This window comes from Rhodococcus sp. NPDC127593 (assembly GCF_042671975.1).
Taxonomy (GTDB): Bacteria; Actinomycetota; Actinomycetes; order Mycobacteriales; family Mycobacteriaceae; genus Rhodococcus_F.
Genome location: NZ_JBHXWI010000001.1, coordinates 111780 through 128078 on the forward strand (window position 1 = coordinate 111780; position 16299 = coordinate 128078).

Here is a 16299-nt window from a genome sequence, read left to right on the forward strand (position 1 = left end):
TACAGCGCACACGGGACTGCCCGAACACAGACAGGCGCCGACCCTGGGGGTTGGCGCCTGTCTGTGTTCTCCTGCCTCCCGGGGAACTCCGGCCGGTGGGGCTCAGTCCTTCCGAGTGGGAGGCAGCGGACTGTCGATGTGGTCCGCGGCGATGAGTTTGCCACCGGACAGCGAGAGCACCCAGGTGCTCGCCTTCCTGTTCCGTGCCGGTGGAAGTGTGATGCCGTCGATCTCCGCCCACCAGTCGAGCAGATCGGGAATGACGCCACCCTGACTGCAGATCACCTGAACTCCGCCGAGAGCGGCGATCTTGCGGACCCGCGTGCGGGTGGCAACCGGGTCGGCGGTGTAACTCTCCTCGGACAGCAGCGGATCCAACCGGACGGTCGTGTCCACCGCGCGTGCCAGCGGCTCGACCGTCTGTGTGCAGCGCGTCCGGTCGGCCGACGTGATGTCGGTGGCCCCGAACGCCGCGAGCTGCGCGACGAGCGCTTCGGCCTGAAGTCGGCCGTTCGCATCCAAGGGCCGGGTGGTGTCGTCGCCCTTGTAGCGTTTCCGGCTTCCAGCCTTGGCGTGCCGGACCAGCAGCACGGTCGCGGTGTCGGGCGGCTGGGCCGTGAATCGACGGAGCATCTTGCGATCCATGGGATACGACAGCTGGTCGGCCACCTCGGATACGGGAAGCCACCGCATCTCGTCCACTTCACTGTTGGAGACGAATTCACCGGCGCGGGCTTCCGCTGCCCAGTATTCGACTCGTTTCAATCGGCGGTGGCCCGGAATCGGATATGTCAACGCGCCGAGATGCCTGCCGAGGCGCCCGCGAATACCCGTCTCTTCTTCCACCTCACGCAGTGCGGCCACCACGGCGGTCTCACCGGGGTCGAGCTTTCCCTTGGGAAATGACCAGTCCTCATATTTGGGCCGGTGAATGAGCGCGATCTCGATCTCGTCGGGATTACCGGGAGACTTTCGCCACAGCACTGCCCCGGCAGCGAAGATATTGGCTTTGACCGGTTTGCCGGGTGAACTGCTCACCGATTTCCTTCCTTTTGCCGCGCGCTCGCCGCGATCAGGATCCGGTGCCCATTCGTTTGCGCATCATCGCCTCCTGGTGGTCGCGAACCTCCTCGCCGTGGGCCGGCGACGGAACCCACCGGCCGTCAGGCCCGAGCACCCAGCACCGCGTGACGGGATCGAGCGCGGAATCGACGATCTCGCCTATCTGAGCAGTGAGTCGAGGATCTTTCACCTGCGCCATGACCTCGACACGTCGGTCGAGGTTGCGGTGCATCATGTCTGCGCTGCCGATCCAGAACTCGTCGGCCCCGCGAAAATGGAAGAGCCGGGAATGCTCGAGGAATCGTCCGAGAATCGACCGGACGTGGATGTTCTCACTCAAGCCGGGAACTCCGGGCTTGAGGGCGCAGATGCCACGCACGACGATCTCGACGGGGACACCGGCCTTGGATGCGCGATAGAGCGAGTCGATCACCTGTTCGTCGACCAAGGCGTTGGCCTTCAGAAGAATTCCGGCGTTCTCGCCCCGCAGCTTGTGCGCGATCTCACCGTCGATCCGCTCGATGATTCCCCGGCGCACACCGTACGGCGCGACGAGGAGGTTGCGGTACTGCGTCTTCCGCGAGTAGCCGGTGAGGGAATTGAACAGGTCGGTGAGGTCTGCGCCGATCTCAGGTGCAGCGGTGAGCAGGCCGATGTCTTCGTACAGCCGAGCGGTCTTCGGGTTGTAGTTGCCGGTACCGATGTGGCAGTAACGCCGGATGGTGGACCCTTCGCGACGGACGACGAGGCACGTCTTGCAGTGGGTCTTGAGCCCGACCAGCCCGTACACCACGTGCACACCCGCGTGTTCGAGCTTGCGGGCCCACTTGATGTTCGCCTGCTCGTCGAATCGCGCCTTGATCTCGACCAGTGCCACAACCTGTTTGCCCGCCTCGGCGGCGGTGATCAACGCGTCGACGATGGGGGAGTCGCCCGAAGTGCGGTAGAGCGTCTGCTTGATCGCCAGAACCTGGGGGTCGGCCGCAGCCTGTTCGATGAAGCGCTGGACGCTCGTGGAGAACGAGTCGTACGGGTGGTGGACCAGGACGTCGCCGTCGCGGAGGGTGGAGAAGACGCTCTTGGGCGTTTCCCTCTCGCCGAATGCCGGATGCGTTGCCGGCACGAACGGTGCGTCCTTGAGGGCGGGCCGGTCGACCGCGTACACCTGCCAGAGGCACGACAGATCCAGCAGCCCGGGCACCTGGATGACGTCGCCGGGATCGACGTCGAGTTCGCGCAGGAGAAGTTCGAGCATGTGCTCGGTCATGTCGTCCGCGACCTCGAGCCGCACCGGTGAACCGAAGCGGCGGCGGGCCAACTCACGCTCGAGCGCCTGCAGAAGATCTTCGTCGCGGTCTTCCTCGACCTCGAAATCGGCGTTGCGCGTGATCCGGAATGCATGGTGCTCCACGATCTCCATGCCCGGGAACAGCATGTCGAGGTGAGCGGAGATCAGATCTTCCAGGGGCAGGAACGCGTCGATGGAGGAGGGTGTCTCGTTGCGGCGGACGCGGACGAACCGGCCCACGTTGTCCGGAACCTTGACCCTCGCAAAGTGTTCGCCACCCGTGACCGCATCCTTCACCGTCACCGCGAGGTTGAGACTCAGCCCGCTGATGTACGGGAACGGGTGGGCGTGGTCGACGGCGAGCGGAGTGAGCACGGGGAAGATCTGGTCCTGGAAATGCACCGACAGTCGCTCGCGGTCGTCGTCGGTGAGATCGTCCCATCCGATGATGGAGATCCCTTCGGCGGCAAGCGCAGGACGAACGGAGTCGAGGAAGACGCGCGCGGCCTTCTCCGAGATCTCCTGGGTCCGGGTCGCGATCAGCGAGAGCTGTTCGCGGGGGGAGAGGCCGTCGGCGGACCGCACGGACAGCCCGGTCTCGTCACGGCGCTTGAGTCCGGCGACGCGGACCATGAAGAACTCGTCCAGATTGGACGCGAAAATGGCGAGGAACTTGGCGCGCTCGAGCAACGGCAGCGACGTGTCCTCGGCGAGGGCGAGGACCCGGGCATTGAAATCGAGCCAACTGAGTTCGCGGTTCAGGTAACGATCTTCGGGGAGTCCGTCGGTCAGCGCGCTCGTGAGGGCACTCGTCGCAGCGGGTGGCGCCATCGGAACGCTCGTGGGATTCGCCGTCACGATGTCTTCGCGGGTTCCGTTCTTTCCGTCGACGTCGGTCTGCTGGTCGAGTGCTTCTCGGTTACTCACCCCACGATCATCCCTCGAGAATTCGGCCGCGGACAATCGATGGGGCAAATTCACACGGCGTGCGCGGCCTACTCGTTTCCGCAGCGCGAGGGGACGGTGTGTTCGAGAGCATCGAGTGCGGCACGCGTCGCAGGTCCGACGCCGAGTGCCTGCGCGGCATCGAGATCGTCGGCGGTGTCGACGTCGGTTCGCAGACCCGGCCAGTGCCCGTCGAGGGGACGCGCCCCGGATTCGAGATGCCGCTTCGCCGATCCGGGTCCGAACCGGGGATCGAGCGGAAGTTCCGGGTCGCAGGAGAACAGTGCGGCGGTTCCGGTGCCGTGATGATCGACGACCACCGACCTGCCGCCGGTCCTCGCCGCGGCGAGTGCTTCACCGAATTCGCCTCCGCGAAGAGACGGAAGGTCGGCCTGCAGTGCGACGACGTCGACTCCGCGCTCGTTGCGGCGGACGTGCTCAGCTGCCGCCGACAGCGCCGCATTGAGACTGTGCTCGGTGCCGCCCTCGTCCGGCCGATCCTCGGCCGAAACGGGTGCGGGGTCGGCGTAGACGTGGGCGCCGACACTGCGTGCGAGCCGCGCCACCGCGGGGTCCGGTGTCACCACGGTGACACCGACGACCGTAGCGACGTCGCTGACGACGGCCAGGGTGTCGCGCAGCATCGACAGGACCAGTCCGGTGCGGTCGGCCGTGTCGAAGACACCCGACAGCCGGGTCTTGGCCGCGTGGAGTTCCTTCACCGCGACGAGTACGTGCGCGCGCGGCGCCACGGATCGGGTCGCTGTGCTCATGCGGATATCTTGCCAGTCCGCGCGGGGTGGTGCTCCGGACGCCCGGTCGTGGCTGAGCAGCGAACGAGTTCGGTAGCGGGGCGGCGCTCGACCTCGGCATCGGCAATACTGTGGGCGACGCATCGGGTAACGAACGACGAGGGGGCTGTGTGAGCAAGGCTGCGGTACTGGGAGCGGGTTCATGGGGGACTGCGTTTGCGAAGGTCCTGGCCGACGCCGGGACCGATGTCACCATGTGGGCGCGACGGGGTGAGGTCGCCGAATCGATCGTGTCGCGGCACGAGAACGCGGACTACCTGCCGGGCATCGCCCTGCCTCCGTCGTTGACCGCCACCGACGACGCGCGGGCCGCACTCGACGGCGCCGACATCGTCGTCCTCGCGGTGCCGTCGCAGTCTCTGCGCGACAATTTGCAGGTCTGGAGTCCGATGATCCCCGAGGATGCCACCATGCTGAGCCTCGCCAAGGGCATCGAGACCGGCACCCTGATGCGGATGAGTCAGGTGATCATCCAGGTCACCGGCGCAGACCCGGGGCGTGTCGCCGTCCTGTCCGGGCCCAATCTGGCCCGGGAGATCGCGATCGGTCAGCCGGCCGCGACGGTCGTCGCGTGCACGGATTCGACGCGGGCACTGGCACTGCAGAAGGCCTCGGCCACCGGATACTTCCGTCCGTACACGAATTCGGACGTCATCGGGTGTGAGATCGGCGGCGCCTGCAAGAATGTCATCGCCCTCGCCTGCGGTATGGCATCGGGAATCGGCTTGGGAGAGAACACGATTGCGAGCATCATCACCCGCGGTCTCGCCGAGATCATCCGGCTGGGAGTAGCGCTCGGTGCGAAACCCGCCACCCTCGCGGGTCTCGCGGGAGTGGGCGATCTGGTTGCGACGTGCACGTCGCCCCTGTCGCGCAATCGGTCCTTCGGTGAACGCCTCGGGCAGGGTGGTTCGATCGAGAGTGCCCAGGCGGCCACTCACGGTCAGGTCGCCGAGGGCGTGAAATCGTGCTCCTCCGTGCGGGCTCTCGCTGCCAGTTACGACGTCGAGATGCCGCTGACCGATGCCGTGCACCGGGTGTGCCACGAGGGCCTCGTGGTGCAGGACGCGATCGGCCAGCTGCTCGGCCGCCGCACGAAGCCGGAGTGAGCTCGTGAGTGGTGATTCCACCCGCTGCGTCAAAGCCGTTGCCGCAGAAAATGTTCCCGGCTCGCCGATGCAGAGGGGCCCGGTTTTCGCGGCGCCGTATCAGTTGAGCGCGGACGAGGGAACCGAGTCCGACACCTACGCGCGCGCTTCCAATCCCGGCTGGCGTGATCTCGAATCGGCGCTGGCGACGCTCGAGGGCGCCGCGGGCGCGCTCGTCGTCGGCTCCGGGATGTCGGCGGTCACCGTCGTGCTGAGGAGTCTGCTCACCGCCGGTGACACCGTGATCGTTCCGTCCGACGGTTACTACCAGGTGCGCGCATACGCGCGGGAGCGTCTGGAGCCGATGGGCATCACCGTGCACGAGCTGAGGACCGCCGAAATGGCCGGCGAGGCGGCCGCCGCGCTGCTGGCCTCCGCCGAGGGGACGACGGTGGTGGTGGCCGAGACTCCGGCCAATCCGTCCCTCGACGTGGTGGATCTGCGCGCCGTGTCCGTGCAGTGCGCGAACGCGGGCGCCGTTCTCGTGGTGGACAACACGACCGCCACCCCACTCGGCCAGCAACCGCTCGAACTCGGTGCTGACGTGGTAGTCGCCAGCGGCACAAAGACTTTGAGCGGTCACAGCGATCTCCTCATGGGATACATCGCCGCGTCGGACGCCGACTTCCTGGCCGGGATGGAACGCGAGAGGGCCCTGTCGGGCACGGTGCTGGGCCCGTTCGAGACGTGGCTCGCCCACCGGAGCCTCGGGACGGCCGGTCTGCGATTCGAGCGTCAATGCGCCAACGCCCTGGCCCTCGCGGTCCTGCTCGAGTCGCACCCGGCGGCCCACCGCGTCCGGTACCCGGGTCTGCCCGGTGATCCTGCGCACGCCGTCGCCGCCGGCCAGATGCGTCGATTCGGCGGGCTGGTGAGCTTCGAGGTGGACTCCGCCGAACAGTTCCACCGACTCGTGGCCGGAAGCGAGCTCCTCGTGCCTGCGACGAGCTTCGGCGGCATCCACACCAGCGCCGACCGTCGGGCCAGGTGGGGTGACCCCGTGCCCGACGGGTTCGTGCGGATTTCGTGTGGAATCGAGGACACCGAAGACCTCGTCGCCGATCTCGAGCGAGCCCTGTCCGCATTGTGAGTGCGGGGCCCGACGTGTCGTGAGGTCGGCGAAGGAAATATGAGGAGAGGTGGGTGCGGTGAGCGTGTCGAGGCGACGGTACGGTTTGTGTCGTGAGTAAATCGCGTACCCGGGTAGCCGTCATCTTCGGTGGCCGCAGCAACGAGCATTCCGTGTCCTGTGTGTCGGCCGGAAGCGTCCTGAGGAACCTCGACCCGGAACGGTACGAGGTGGTGCCGATCGGCATCACCACCGAGGGCTCGTGGGTCCTCGGCTCCACCGACCCCGAGACGCTGTCCATTCGCGGCCGGGCTCTCCCCAGCGTCGATGCCGACGGGTCCGCACTGGCCCTCACCGCCGACCCGACCCGGTCCGGCGACCTCGTCGCCCTCGACGACGGCGAAGCGGGCAAGATCCTGGCCTCGGTCGACGTCGTCTTCCCCGTCCTGCACGGCGCCTACGGCGAGGACGGCACGATCCAGGGCCTGCTCGAACTCGCGGGTGTCCCGTACGTCGGTCCGGGCGTGCTCGCCAGCGCCGCCGGCATGGACAAGGAATTCACGAAGAAGCTGCTCGCCGCGGAAGGCTTGCCCATCGGGTTCCAGGTCGTCCTGCGTCCGGGCACCGCCACGCTGACCGACGAACAGAAGTCCCGCCTCCACCTCCCGGTGTTCGTGAAGCCGGCCCGCGGCGGATCGTCGATCGGTATCACCCGGGTGGCCGAGTGGGCCGCGCTCGACGACGCCATCGCCCACGCGCGTCTGCACGACCCCAAGGTGATCGTCGAATCGGGGATCGTCGGCCGCGAGGTCGAGTGCGGTGTCCTCGAGTTCCCGGACGGCGACGTGCGGGCCAGCGTCATCGCCGAGATCCGGATGCCGGAAGGCGCAGGCGACGACGAGGCGTTCTACGACTTCGACAGTAAATACCTCGACGACGTGTGCGAGTTCGACGTGCCCGCCAAACTCGACGACTCGGTCAGCGAAGAGATCCGCGAACTCGCGGTGCGCGCGTTCTCCGCACTCGACTGCCAGGGCCTCGCGCGGGTCGATTTCTTCGTGACCGAGGACGGCCCAGTGATCAACGAGATCAACACGATGCCGGGATTCACGTCGATCTCGATGTACCCGCGCATGTGGGGTGCAGTGGGTGTCGACTACGGCACCCTCGTCTCGACCCTGGTCGACACCGCCCTCGCGCGCGGCATCGGCCTGCGCTAGAGAAACTGCCGGCCCGGCGCTCAGGGATTCGCCACTGGCGCCGGATCGAGGGGTTTCTGCGGCAACGCCTGCGACACCGCGCCGGAAATGTCCTGAAGCGGCGTCGGTCCCACCCCGGTGGGAACCGTGAGTCCGATGTACACGCCGCGGTCGACGGCGAAATAGCTGCTCGCGTCGATTCCGGCGCTCGCACCCGAGATCTCGAGCCACTGAACTCCGTCGATCACCTGCAACGGCGAAGCCTGATCGAACTCCGCGGGACGGTCCAGACCGCAACGCAGGACGAGTGGTTCGCCCTCGGCCGGCTGCCACGCGGCGGTCGCCTCGGGTGCGGGTTCGGTGAGTTCGGCGCGCGTGTAGTCGCCCAGCGCGTCGGGGAGGCCCGCCATCAGGGTGGCGCACTCCGCGGAGCCGGATGCGGGCGCGGGCACGGGGCCCAGCGACACGGGTTCCTTCACCGGGTTCCGCCCGGCGAACACCGCCGCGACGACGATGCCGATGACCAGGGCGACGGGAAGCGCCACGGCCGTCGCGATGAGTGCGGGATTCCGTCGCTCCGCGGGAACCGGGTCGGAGGTGCCGGCGGGTGTGCTCTGTTCGGGTTCGAGGTCGGACATGCTCAGTTCTTGTTCGCAGACTTTTCGGGGACGTCACAGGTGAGGGTTCGGGTGATGCCGGAGACCTGACGGATCTCCTTGACGACGGGGGCGACGTCGTCAGCGGACACCCGCACGATGACGTCGTACGGTCCGACCACGTCCTCGGCGGTCCGGACTCCGGTGATCTTCGCGATCTCGGTCGCGATCGCCGCAGCCTTGCCGACTTCGGTCTGGATCAGGATGAACGCTTGCACTCTCGCTCCGGCCCTTCCCTGCTCCGCGCCGCATGGATCTCGGTAGAGTCGCGGGTGCTTCGGCGCGCTGATCGGTCACGTGCCGAGAAGTCCCGGCAACAGCTAGAAGGTACCGCAGTCGTACATTCCGTCGACTGGACGCACAGCCGCTGCGCGGGCCACCCGACACTGGAGGCACACCATCACACCGACGGATTCCCCGGACCCGAACCCGCCCCTCACCGTCGCCGACGTCGGCGAGTTCGCCGTGATCGGCCGGGCGGTGGAGGGCCGGGTGCAGCCCCCGTCCACGCTGATCGGCCCCGGAGACGACGCCGCCCTCGTCCGGGCGGACGACGGACGGGTGGCGGTGTCCGCCGACATGCTGGTGCAGGACAGGCACTTTCGGCTCGACTGGTCGTCTCCGCGCGACGTGGGCCGCAAGGCGGTGGCACAGAATGCGGCCGACGTCGCGGCGATGGGTGCGCGGCCCACGGCCTTCCTGGTCTCCCTCGGCCTGCCGCCGGACACGTCGATCGACGTGGCGGACGGCATCTCGGCGGCAATCGGGGAGAGCGCCGAGGAACTCGGGGCCGGCGTCGTGGGCGGTGATCTCGTGCAGGCCGGGCAGGTCGTGATTTCCGTCACCGTCCTCGGTGATCTGGGTGGCAGGAGCCCGATCCGGCGATCGGGCGCGCGGCCGGGCGACGTCGTCGCGGTGGCCGGGGAACTCGGCCGGTCGGCGGCCGGTCTCGCGCTGCTGCTCGGCGGCTCCTCGGAGTTCCCGGACCTTCTCGCCGCGCATCGTGTCCCGACTCCGCCGTATTCCGCCGCCTGGGCCGCCGCGGACGGGGGCGCCCATGCGATGACCGACATCTCCGACGGGCTCCTCGCCGATATCGGTCACATCTGCGACGCCTCCGGCGTCGGAATGTCCCTCACCCGATCCGAAATGGCCGTCTCACCCGAACTGGTGTCGGCGGCCAAGGTTCTCGGCGCCGACCACTGGGAATGGGTGCTCACCGGGGGAGAGGACCACGGTTTCGCCGCCACCTTTCCTGCCGACGTCCCGCTCCCGGCGGGGTGGACCGGGATCGGCACGGTGCACGACGGGTCCGGCATCTCGGTCGACGGCGAGACCTGGCCGGGGGCCGGCGGCTGGCAGAGTTTCGCGGTATAGGTTGCACGCATGGCTATCTACGCGCTCGGGGACCGCGAACCCGACATCCATCCGGACGCCTACGTCCATCCCGACGCCGTGGTGATCGGGAACGTGACCCTGGCGGCAGGCACCTCGGTGTGGCCGCAGGCCGTGCTCCGCGCCGACTACGGCACCATCACCGTCGGCGCCGACACGAACATCCAGGACGGCACCGTGATCCATTGCACGATGATCGACCCCACCGTCATCGGCGCGGGGTGCGTCGTCGGTCACGCGGCGCACATCGAGGGATCCACGATCGGCGACCACTGCCTGATCGCGTCCGGTTCGATCGTGCTCAACGGTTCGGTCATCGGTGCCGGTTCGGTCGTCGGAGCCGGCGCCGTCGTTCCGTTCAAGTTCGAGGTTCCGCCGCGGAGCATGGCACTCGGCGTCCCCGCGAAGATCCGGCAGGGCTACGAGGTTCCCGAGGGGCACCTCGAGATGAACGTGAAGATGTACGCCGCGAACGCGGCCTACTACCGCGACTCGCTGCGCAGGCTCGACTGATGGCGGCGCCGCTGTCGGACCTCGTCGAGGCCGGCTGGGCAGACGCACTCGAACCGGTGTCCGGGCGGATCACGGAGATGGGCGAGTTCCTGCGCGCGGAAATCGCCGACGGGCGTGAGTACCTCCCCGCCGGGGAGAACGTCCTGAGGGCGTTCACCCACCCGTTCTCCGAGGTCAAGGTCCTGATCGTGGGTCAGGACCCATACCCCACACCCGGTCACGCGGTCGGTCTCAGTTTCTCGGTCGCTCCCGACGTGCGCCCGGTGCCGCGCAGCCTCGGCAACATCTTTACCGAGTACAGCAAGGATCTCGGCTACGAGACGCCCACCACCGGCGACCTCACCCCGTGGTCACGTCAGGGAGTGCTTCTGCTGAACAGGGTTCTCACCGTGCAGCCCGGACTTCCGGCCTCGCACCGGAAGAAGGGCTGGGAGGCGGTAACCGAGCAGGCGATTCGCGCTCTCGTGGCGCGCCCCGAACCCCTCGTCGCAATTCTGTGGGGCCGGGACGCGTCCACGTTGAAACCGATGCTCGGCGACGTGCCGACGATCGAGTCGGCCCACCCGTCACCGTTGTCCGCGTCGCGCGGATTCTTCGGTTCGCGGCCGTTCAGTCGTGCGAACGAACTCCTCGACAGCCTGGGCGCCGAGCCGGTGAACTGGCAGCTGCCGTAATCGGTGGCCCGAGAAGGCGGCACGCTCCTCTACCGCACAGACGAGAAATCGGCACACCGCTTCACTGCACAGACGAGAAATCGGCACGCCGCTTCTCGACGAAGGCGTCGACGCCCTCGCGTCCCACCGGGCTGTCGGCCGCGGTGGCGATCGACGCGGCCTCCGCGTCGAGTTGCTCGGCGAGCGTGCGATATCGCGAGTCGCGCATGAGCGTCTTGATCCCCGAGAAGGACGGCGTCGGGCCGGCGGCGAGGGTGCGGGCGAGCCGAAGCGCCTCGTCCTGGACGACGTCGTCGCCGACGAGGCGGCTGAGGATGCCCAGGCGGACGGCTTCGTCACCGCTGAGAACGGCGTCGGTGATCAGGATCTCGCGCGCGCGGGCGTCGCCGACGATGCGCGGGAGGGTCCAGGACATGCCGCCGTCCGGGGTGAAGCCGATGGAAGGGTAGGCCGGACGCAGCTTGGTGCCCGGGCCGCCGATGGCGACGTCCGTGAGGCACACGAGGCTCATACCGGCGCCCGCCGCCCACCCGTGAACACCGGCGATCACCGGAACGGTCACGGCGTCGAGCGCACGAACGAATTCGTGGAACACGCGGGCTACCTCGGCGACGTATTCGCTTCGCACCGGTGCGGACGCGAAGGCGTGGACGTTGCCGCCCGCGCAGAAGTTCGGGCCCTCCCCGACGAGAAGGACGCTGCCGATGCGGTCACCGACCGCTTCGAGTGCTCGGGCACCCTGCACCATGCCCTCGCCGTCCAGCGAGGTGCCGTTCTCCGCCGTCGCGATCGTGATGCGCAGGACGCCGTCTTCGAGCTGTACTTTGCTGAGTCCATCGAGAGAAGTCACCGTTGCACCTTACGTGGGCCCCTGCCGGTGTCCGACGTGCCCCGATGCGCTGCGACGATGCCGAATCGGACAGGTGTGGCGACACAAAAAGAACTGCGCCCCCGACACCGAAGTGTCGGGGGCGCAGTGACATCGCACGCAGCGTCGGGTCAGCCCCGAGCAACCTTTCCAGCCTTCAGGCAGGAGGTGCAGACGTTGACCTTCCGGGTGTTTCCGGGGGCAACCTCGGCACGAACAGTCTGAATGTTCGGGTTCCAGCGACGGTTGGTACGCCGGTGCGAGTGCGAGACCGACTTACCGAAGCCGGGCCCCTTGGCGCATACGTCGCAGACGGCAGCCATAGTCGCGAACTCCTTCAAGATAGTGAACTGTGAAATTTGCTGGTTTCGTGGAGACAGGACACAGCAAGCGCGCCCTTTACGAGGCAACTGTGCAAGAGTAGCCGCTCGCGTGCGGATTGGCCAAACCCGGTCCCGAAGGGCTCGGACCGCGGGCCCGATCATCGTCCCCCGACTAGTCTGACGGCACCTTCCCATTCCCCTGGCCGGAGAGGACGACAGTGGCCCCTGAGCTCCCGATGGACGGTCGAGTCCTCGAATCGTGGGCGCGGACCGCCGTCGCGGGTCTGGAAAAGCGGTGCGAGGAGATCAACAGCCTCAACGTCTTTCCGATCCCGGACTCCGACACGGGCACCAATCTGCTGTTCACGATGCGTGCGGCGCTGGGTGCGATCGACGAGTACGCGGGCAGCGACGGCGGCACCAAGGACGTCCGGCAGGTGGCCATCGCCCTGGCGCGGGGCGCGGTCGCCGGCGCGCGCGGGAACTCCGGGGTGATCCTGTCGCAGGTGCTGCGAGGGGTCGCGGAAGCCGCGGTCACCTCCGCCGTCGACACCCGGACGGTCCGAACCGGCCTGCTGATGGCCACCAATCTGGTGACGGACGCGGTGAGCTACCTGGTGGAGGGGACCATCGTCACCGTGCTGCGCTGCGCCGCCGACGCGGCGGCGGAGTTTCCGGACGAGGCGCCGATCGCAATCACGGCACGCGCAGCCGCGGATGCGGCGGCGTCCGCGCTGACCAGGACACCGTCGCAACTCGACGTGCTCGGCACCGCGGGCGTCGTCGATGCGGGAGGGCTCGGCCTCGTGGTGATCCTCGACGCTCTCGTCACAGCCGTGACGGGCGCGCCGCCGGATCGCGCACCAATCGCGCTCCACGTTCCGCGCCGCACACCGTCCACGCATCGCGCACAGCCCGGCCCCGTTTCCGCGCCGCCCGCGTCGCAGGGCACGCACGCGCATCCGGGGCCCGGACCCGACTGCGAAGACGGCTCGGATCAGGACTTCGAGGTGATGTACCTGGTCGCGCAGTCCGACGACGACCGCATGGCGGAGTTGCGCACCACGCTGAACGCCCTCGGGGACTCGATCGTGATCGTCGGCGACGGTGGCGGAGGCTGGTCGGTGCACGTGCACTGCACGGACGCGGGCGCCGCCGTGGAGGCCGGACTCGCGGCGGGACGCATCCACGGAATCCGGGTCAGCAGCTTCCTCGTGGACGCGCGGGACCAGGGGTGGCTGGTGCCACCGGTCCGGACCCGGCCGGATCAGGGGGAGCGGGGAATCGTCGCCGTCGTGGCCGGAGACGGCGCCGCCGAACTGTTCGCGAGCGAGGGCGCGACAGTCCTCCGATGCGACGACGCCCCCGTCACCCGCGCCCAGCTCCTCGGCATCATCAGGCAGATGGGACGCACCGAGGTGCTCGTCCTCCCCAACGGCGCGCTGACGGCCCAGGAACTCGTCGCGGTCAGTGCCGCGGCAAGGGACGCCCGGCACGAGGTCCTGCTGCTCGCAACGTCCGCGATGGTGCAGGGACTCGCGTCCCTGGCGGTGCACGACCCCGAGCGTGAGGCGGTGGACGACGCCTTCGCGATGTCGGAGGCCGCGGCCGCCACCCGCTGGGGATCGCTGCGTATCGCCCGGGAACGGGCCCTCACCTACGTGGGTACGTGCGAACCGGGGGACGGCATCGGACTGATGGGTCACGAGGTGATCGTCATCGAACCGGACGCGGTCGCGGCCGGACGGCGGCTCGTGGACCTCGTCCTCGGCGCGGGTGGCGAACTGGTGACGCTCCTGATGGGCTCGGAGGCGCCGGAGGGGCTCGACACGGAACTGGCCGATCACATCTCGCAGCGGCACCCCGGCGTCGAGGTGATGATCTACCACGGTGGACAACCTGGAGATCTGTTGCAACTCGGGGTGGAATGAGGAATTCGATGGCCACACTGTCCGACCGGCTCGATCATCTGCTGGGGAAGAAGACCGCCGACGCGCTCGAGGCGGCGTTCGACATCCGCACGGTCGAGGACCTGCTGCGGCACTACCCGCACCGGTACGCCTCGCAGGGCCGTGAGCTCGCGGAGAAGGACCCGCCGGAGGGCGAGCACATCACGATCATCGCCCGGGTCACGTCTGCGGCCGTCGTGAAGATGAAGAACCGGCCGGGCAGCATGCTCAAGGTGGTCCTGTCGACCGACACCCAGAACGTGGACGTCACCTTCTTCAGCCCGCAGAAGGTCAAGCACGTGATCAAGCCCGGTGTGCGCGCGATGTTCTCGGGAACGGTCAAATACTTCCGCCAGAAGTGGAGCCTCACCCACCCGAGCTACCTCATCCTCCCCGAGCCGCGCGCGGGCAGCGAGGACCCCGTGGTGAACGTCGCCCGGATCCGCGGTGCCGGGGATCTCGCGGGCATCGCCCGGGCGTCGCAGGAAGCCGGTGCGGGGGTCGACATGTCCGTGTTCGACCGGGCGCTGATCCCGCTGTATCCCGCCACGCGGGACGTCGAGAGCTGGACGATCATGAAGTGCGTCCGTCAGATCCTGGATCAGCTCGATCACGTCGACGACCCCCTGCCGGAGAACATCCGGGCCGAACGCGACCTGATCGGTCTCGACGAAGCCCTGCGGTCAGTGCACCTGCCCGACACCCGCGAGGACGTGGAGAACGCCCACGACCGTCTGCGGTTCGACGAGGCGACCGCGCTGCAACTGGTTCTCGCCCGTCGCCGCCACGACAACGCCGAACGGCTCGCGCCCGAGTGCCCGCCTGTGCCCGGCGGGATCGCCGACGTGTTCGAGAGCATGCTTCCGTTCCAGCTCACCGATGGTCAGCACACGGTCGCCGACGAGATCTCCGCCGATCTGGCGCAGCCGCACCCGATGAGCAGGCTGCTGCAGGGTGAGGTGGGTTCGGGCAAGACGATCGTGGCCCTGCGCGCCATGCTCCAGGTGGTCGACGGCGGCTACCAGTGCGCCCTGCTCGCTCCGACCGAGGTGCTCGCGACGCAGCACGCCCGATCGCTGCGGGCGATGCTCGGCTCCCTCGCGACCGCCGGGGAACTCGGTGCCCACGAGAAGGCCACGCGGGTGGCGCTGCTGACGGGGTCGATGCCGGTCGCCGCCAAACGCGCGGCTCTGAACGAGGCGATCACCGGCGACGCCGGGATCGTCATCGGCACGCACGCCCTCATCCAGGACAACGTCGAATTCTTCAACCTCGGGATGGTGGTGGTCGACGAGCAGCACCGGTTCGGTGTCGAGCAGCGCGACCGGCTGCGGTCGAGGGCGCGGGAGGGTCTGAGCCCGCATCTGCTGGTGATGACGGCGACGCCGATTCCCCGCACCATCGCGATGACAGTGCTCGGCGATCTCGAGGTGTCGACGCTGCGCCAGCTGCCGAAGGGCCGGTCACCGATCAAGAGCAGTGTGGTACCCGCGTCCCAGAAGCCGCAGTGGGTCGCGCGCGCGTGGGAACGGATCCGCGAGGACGTGGCCGAGGGGCGGCAGGCGTACGTCGTGTGCTCGCGCATCGGCGACGGCGAGAAGGGCGACGGTGAGGAGGCGTTCGACGAGAAGGCGCCCGAGACGAAATCCGCCGTCGAGGTGTTCGAGGAGTTGAGCGACAGCATCTTGCCCGACCTGCGGGTGGGGCTGCTGCACGGCCGGCTTCCCTCGGACGAGAAGGACGCGGTGATGCGCGACTTCACGGCCGGCGACATCGACGTCCTCGTGTGCACCACGGTCGTCGAGGTCGGCGTCGACGTCCCGAACGCGACGATCATGGTGATCGTCGACGCGGATCGTTTCGGGGTGAGTCAGCTGCACCAGCTGCGCGGACGCGTCGGCCGTGGCAAGCACCAGGGCCTGTGCATTCTCGTCACGGAGATGAACCCCGGCGGCCCCGCCTACGAGCGATTGTCGAACGTGGCGTCGACCAACGACGGTTTCGAACTCGCTCAACTCGACCTCGCCACCCGCCGCGAGGGCGACATTCTCGGTGCGGCGCAGTCGGGCACGACGTCCACGCTGAGACTGTTGTCGCTGCTCGGCCACGAGGACGTCATCGCCGCGGCGTCCGAGTTCGCGCGTTCGGTGATCGCGGACGATCCGCGCTTGGAAAACCATCCCGGATTGTCGGCGATGGTGACGTCGGCGCTCGACGCCGACCGCATCGAATACTTGGAGAAAACGTGAGAACTTACTTCGCTTCACGTAAATCTTTGCTCGTCTGTTTCAGGTCTGTTGCAGAATTCGCACACGTCAGGGGGGTCTTTGTGAAGTTTGTGGAGGATCTTGCAATGTGGGATGCCATTTCTCCGCGGCCGTCCGCGGCGGGGTAGTTT

General features: G+C 68.0%; 15 protein-coding genes. 8 read left to right on the top strand and 7 right to left on the bottom strand.

Annotation, left to right across the window (positions count from 1 at the left end; genetic code table 11):
• Window positions 1-102 precede the first annotated feature (102 nt).
• The 3 genes from ACFVJ3_RS00575 to cofC all read right to left on the bottom strand — a co-directional run bounded on the left by ACFVJ3_RS00575 (window position 103) and on the right by cofC (window position 4068).
• Window positions 103-1038, bottom strand: a complete 936-nt coding sequence (locus tag ACFVJ3_RS00575; RefSeq protein WP_378450201.1) for an NUDIX domain-containing protein — start codon at window positions 1036-1038, stop codon at window positions 103-105.
• A gap of 34 nt (window positions 1039-1072) precedes the next feature.
• A complete protein-coding gene (locus ACFVJ3_RS00580; RefSeq protein WP_378450202.1) occupies window positions 1073-3277 on the bottom strand; it encodes an RNA degradosome polyphosphate kinase in 2205 nt (734 codons plus the stop codon).
• A gap of 68 nt (window positions 3278-3345) precedes the next feature.
• The gene (gene cofC / locus ACFVJ3_RS00585; protein WP_378450203.1) at window positions 3346-4068 is read right to left on the bottom strand and encodes a 2-phospho-L-lactate guanylyltransferase; all 723 of its coding nucleotides are present in this window, start codon (window positions 4066-4068) and stop codon (window positions 3346-3348) included.
• A 149-nt stretch (window positions 4069-4217) separates the two neighbouring features.
• On the opposite strand from cofC, the gene ACFVJ3_RS00590 reads away from it, so the two are divergent.
• From ACFVJ3_RS00590 to ACFVJ3_RS00600, 3 genes are all read left to right on the top strand, one after another.
• The gene (locus tag ACFVJ3_RS00590; protein WP_378450204.1) at window positions 4218-5216 is read left to right on the top strand and encodes an NAD(P)H-dependent glycerol-3-phosphate dehydrogenase; all 999 of its coding nucleotides are present in this window, start codon (window positions 4218-4220) and stop codon (window positions 5214-5216) included.
• Window positions 5217-5220: 4 nt separating this feature from the next.
• On the top strand, window positions 5221-6345 hold the full coding sequence (locus ACFVJ3_RS00595) for a cystathionine gamma-lyase (RefSeq protein WP_378450205.1): 1125 nt from the start codon (window positions 5221-5223) through the stop codon (window positions 6343-6345).
• A 92-nt stretch (window positions 6346-6437) separates the two neighbouring features.
• Complete coding sequence (locus ACFVJ3_RS00600) at window positions 6438-7544, top strand: D-alanine--D-alanine ligase family protein (protein ID WP_378450206.1); 1107 nt, start codon at window positions 6438-6440, stop codon at window positions 7542-7544.
• A 20-nt stretch (window positions 7545-7564) separates the two neighbouring features.
• Here the strand turns inward: ACFVJ3_RS00600 and ACFVJ3_RS00605 are convergent, their stop codons facing one another.
• Both ACFVJ3_RS00605 and ACFVJ3_RS00610 read right to left on the bottom strand, forming a co-directional pair.
• Window positions 7565-8161, bottom strand: a complete 597-nt coding sequence (locus tag ACFVJ3_RS00605) for a DUF3515 domain-containing protein (RefSeq protein WP_378450207.1) — start codon at window positions 8159-8161, stop codon at window positions 7565-7567.
• 2 nt (window positions 8162-8163) lie between these two features.
• The gene (locus tag ACFVJ3_RS00610) at window positions 8164-8397 is read right to left on the bottom strand and encodes an Lrp/AsnC ligand binding domain-containing protein (RefSeq protein ID WP_005240420.1); all 234 of its coding nucleotides are present in this window, start codon (window positions 8395-8397) and stop codon (window positions 8164-8166) included.
• A 247-nt stretch (window positions 8398-8644) separates the two neighbouring features.
• Here ACFVJ3_RS00610 and ACFVJ3_RS00615 point away from each other — a divergent pair, with 247 nt between their 5' ends.
• The 3 genes from ACFVJ3_RS00615 to ACFVJ3_RS00625 are packed head-to-tail and all read left to right on the top strand — an operon-like array spanning window position 8645 to window position 10761.
• On the top strand, window positions 8645-9556 hold the full coding sequence (locus ACFVJ3_RS00615) for a thiamine-phosphate kinase (RefSeq protein WP_378450208.1): 912 nt from the start codon (window positions 8645-8647) through the stop codon (window positions 9554-9556).
• Window positions 9557-9565: 9 nt separating this feature from the next.
• Window positions 9566-10087: a gamma carbonic anhydrase family protein gene (locus ACFVJ3_RS00620; RefSeq protein ID WP_073359150.1), complete on the top strand. Its 522-nt coding sequence runs from the start codon at window positions 9566-9568 to the stop codon at window positions 10085-10087.
• Window positions 10084-10761 (top strand): uracil-DNA glycosylase, encoded by a 678-nt coding sequence (locus ACFVJ3_RS00625; RefSeq protein ID WP_378450398.1) that lies wholly within the window; start codon window positions 10084-10086, stop codon window positions 10759-10761. Before ACFVJ3_RS00620 ends, ACFVJ3_RS00625 begins: the two co-directional genes overlap by 4 nt.
• A 61-nt stretch (window positions 10762-10822) precedes the next feature.
• On the opposite strand, the gene ACFVJ3_RS00630 is transcribed toward ACFVJ3_RS00625, so the two are convergent.
• Both ACFVJ3_RS00630 and rpmB read right to left on the bottom strand, forming a co-directional pair.
• Window positions 10823-11611 carry an enoyl-CoA hydratase/isomerase family protein gene (locus tag ACFVJ3_RS00630; RefSeq protein ID WP_378450209.1) on the bottom strand — a complete coding sequence of 263 codons (789 nt, stop codon included), beginning with the start codon at window positions 11609-11611 and terminating at the stop codon, window positions 10823-10825.
• Between the two features lie 149 nt (window positions 11612-11760).
• On the bottom strand, window positions 11761-11952 hold the full coding sequence (gene rpmB / locus ACFVJ3_RS00635) for a 50S ribosomal protein L28 (RefSeq protein ID WP_005240429.1): 192 nt from the start codon (window positions 11950-11952) through the stop codon (window positions 11761-11763).
• A 236-nt stretch (window positions 11953-12188) separates the two neighbouring features.
• Here rpmB and ACFVJ3_RS00640 point away from each other — a divergent pair, with 236 nt between their 5' ends.
• Both ACFVJ3_RS00640 and recG read left to right on the top strand, forming a co-directional pair.
• On the top strand, window positions 12189-13883 hold the full coding sequence (locus tag ACFVJ3_RS00640) for a DAK2 domain-containing protein (RefSeq protein ID WP_378450399.1): 1695 nt from the start codon (window positions 12189-12191) through the stop codon (window positions 13881-13883).
• Window positions 13884-13891: 8 nt separating this feature from the next.
• The gene (gene recG / locus ACFVJ3_RS00645) at window positions 13892-16150 is read left to right on the top strand and encodes an ATP-dependent DNA helicase RecG (protein ID WP_378450210.1); all 2259 of its coding nucleotides are present in this window, start codon (window positions 13892-13894) and stop codon (window positions 16148-16150) included.
• Window positions 16151-16299: the final 149 nt, after the last annotated feature.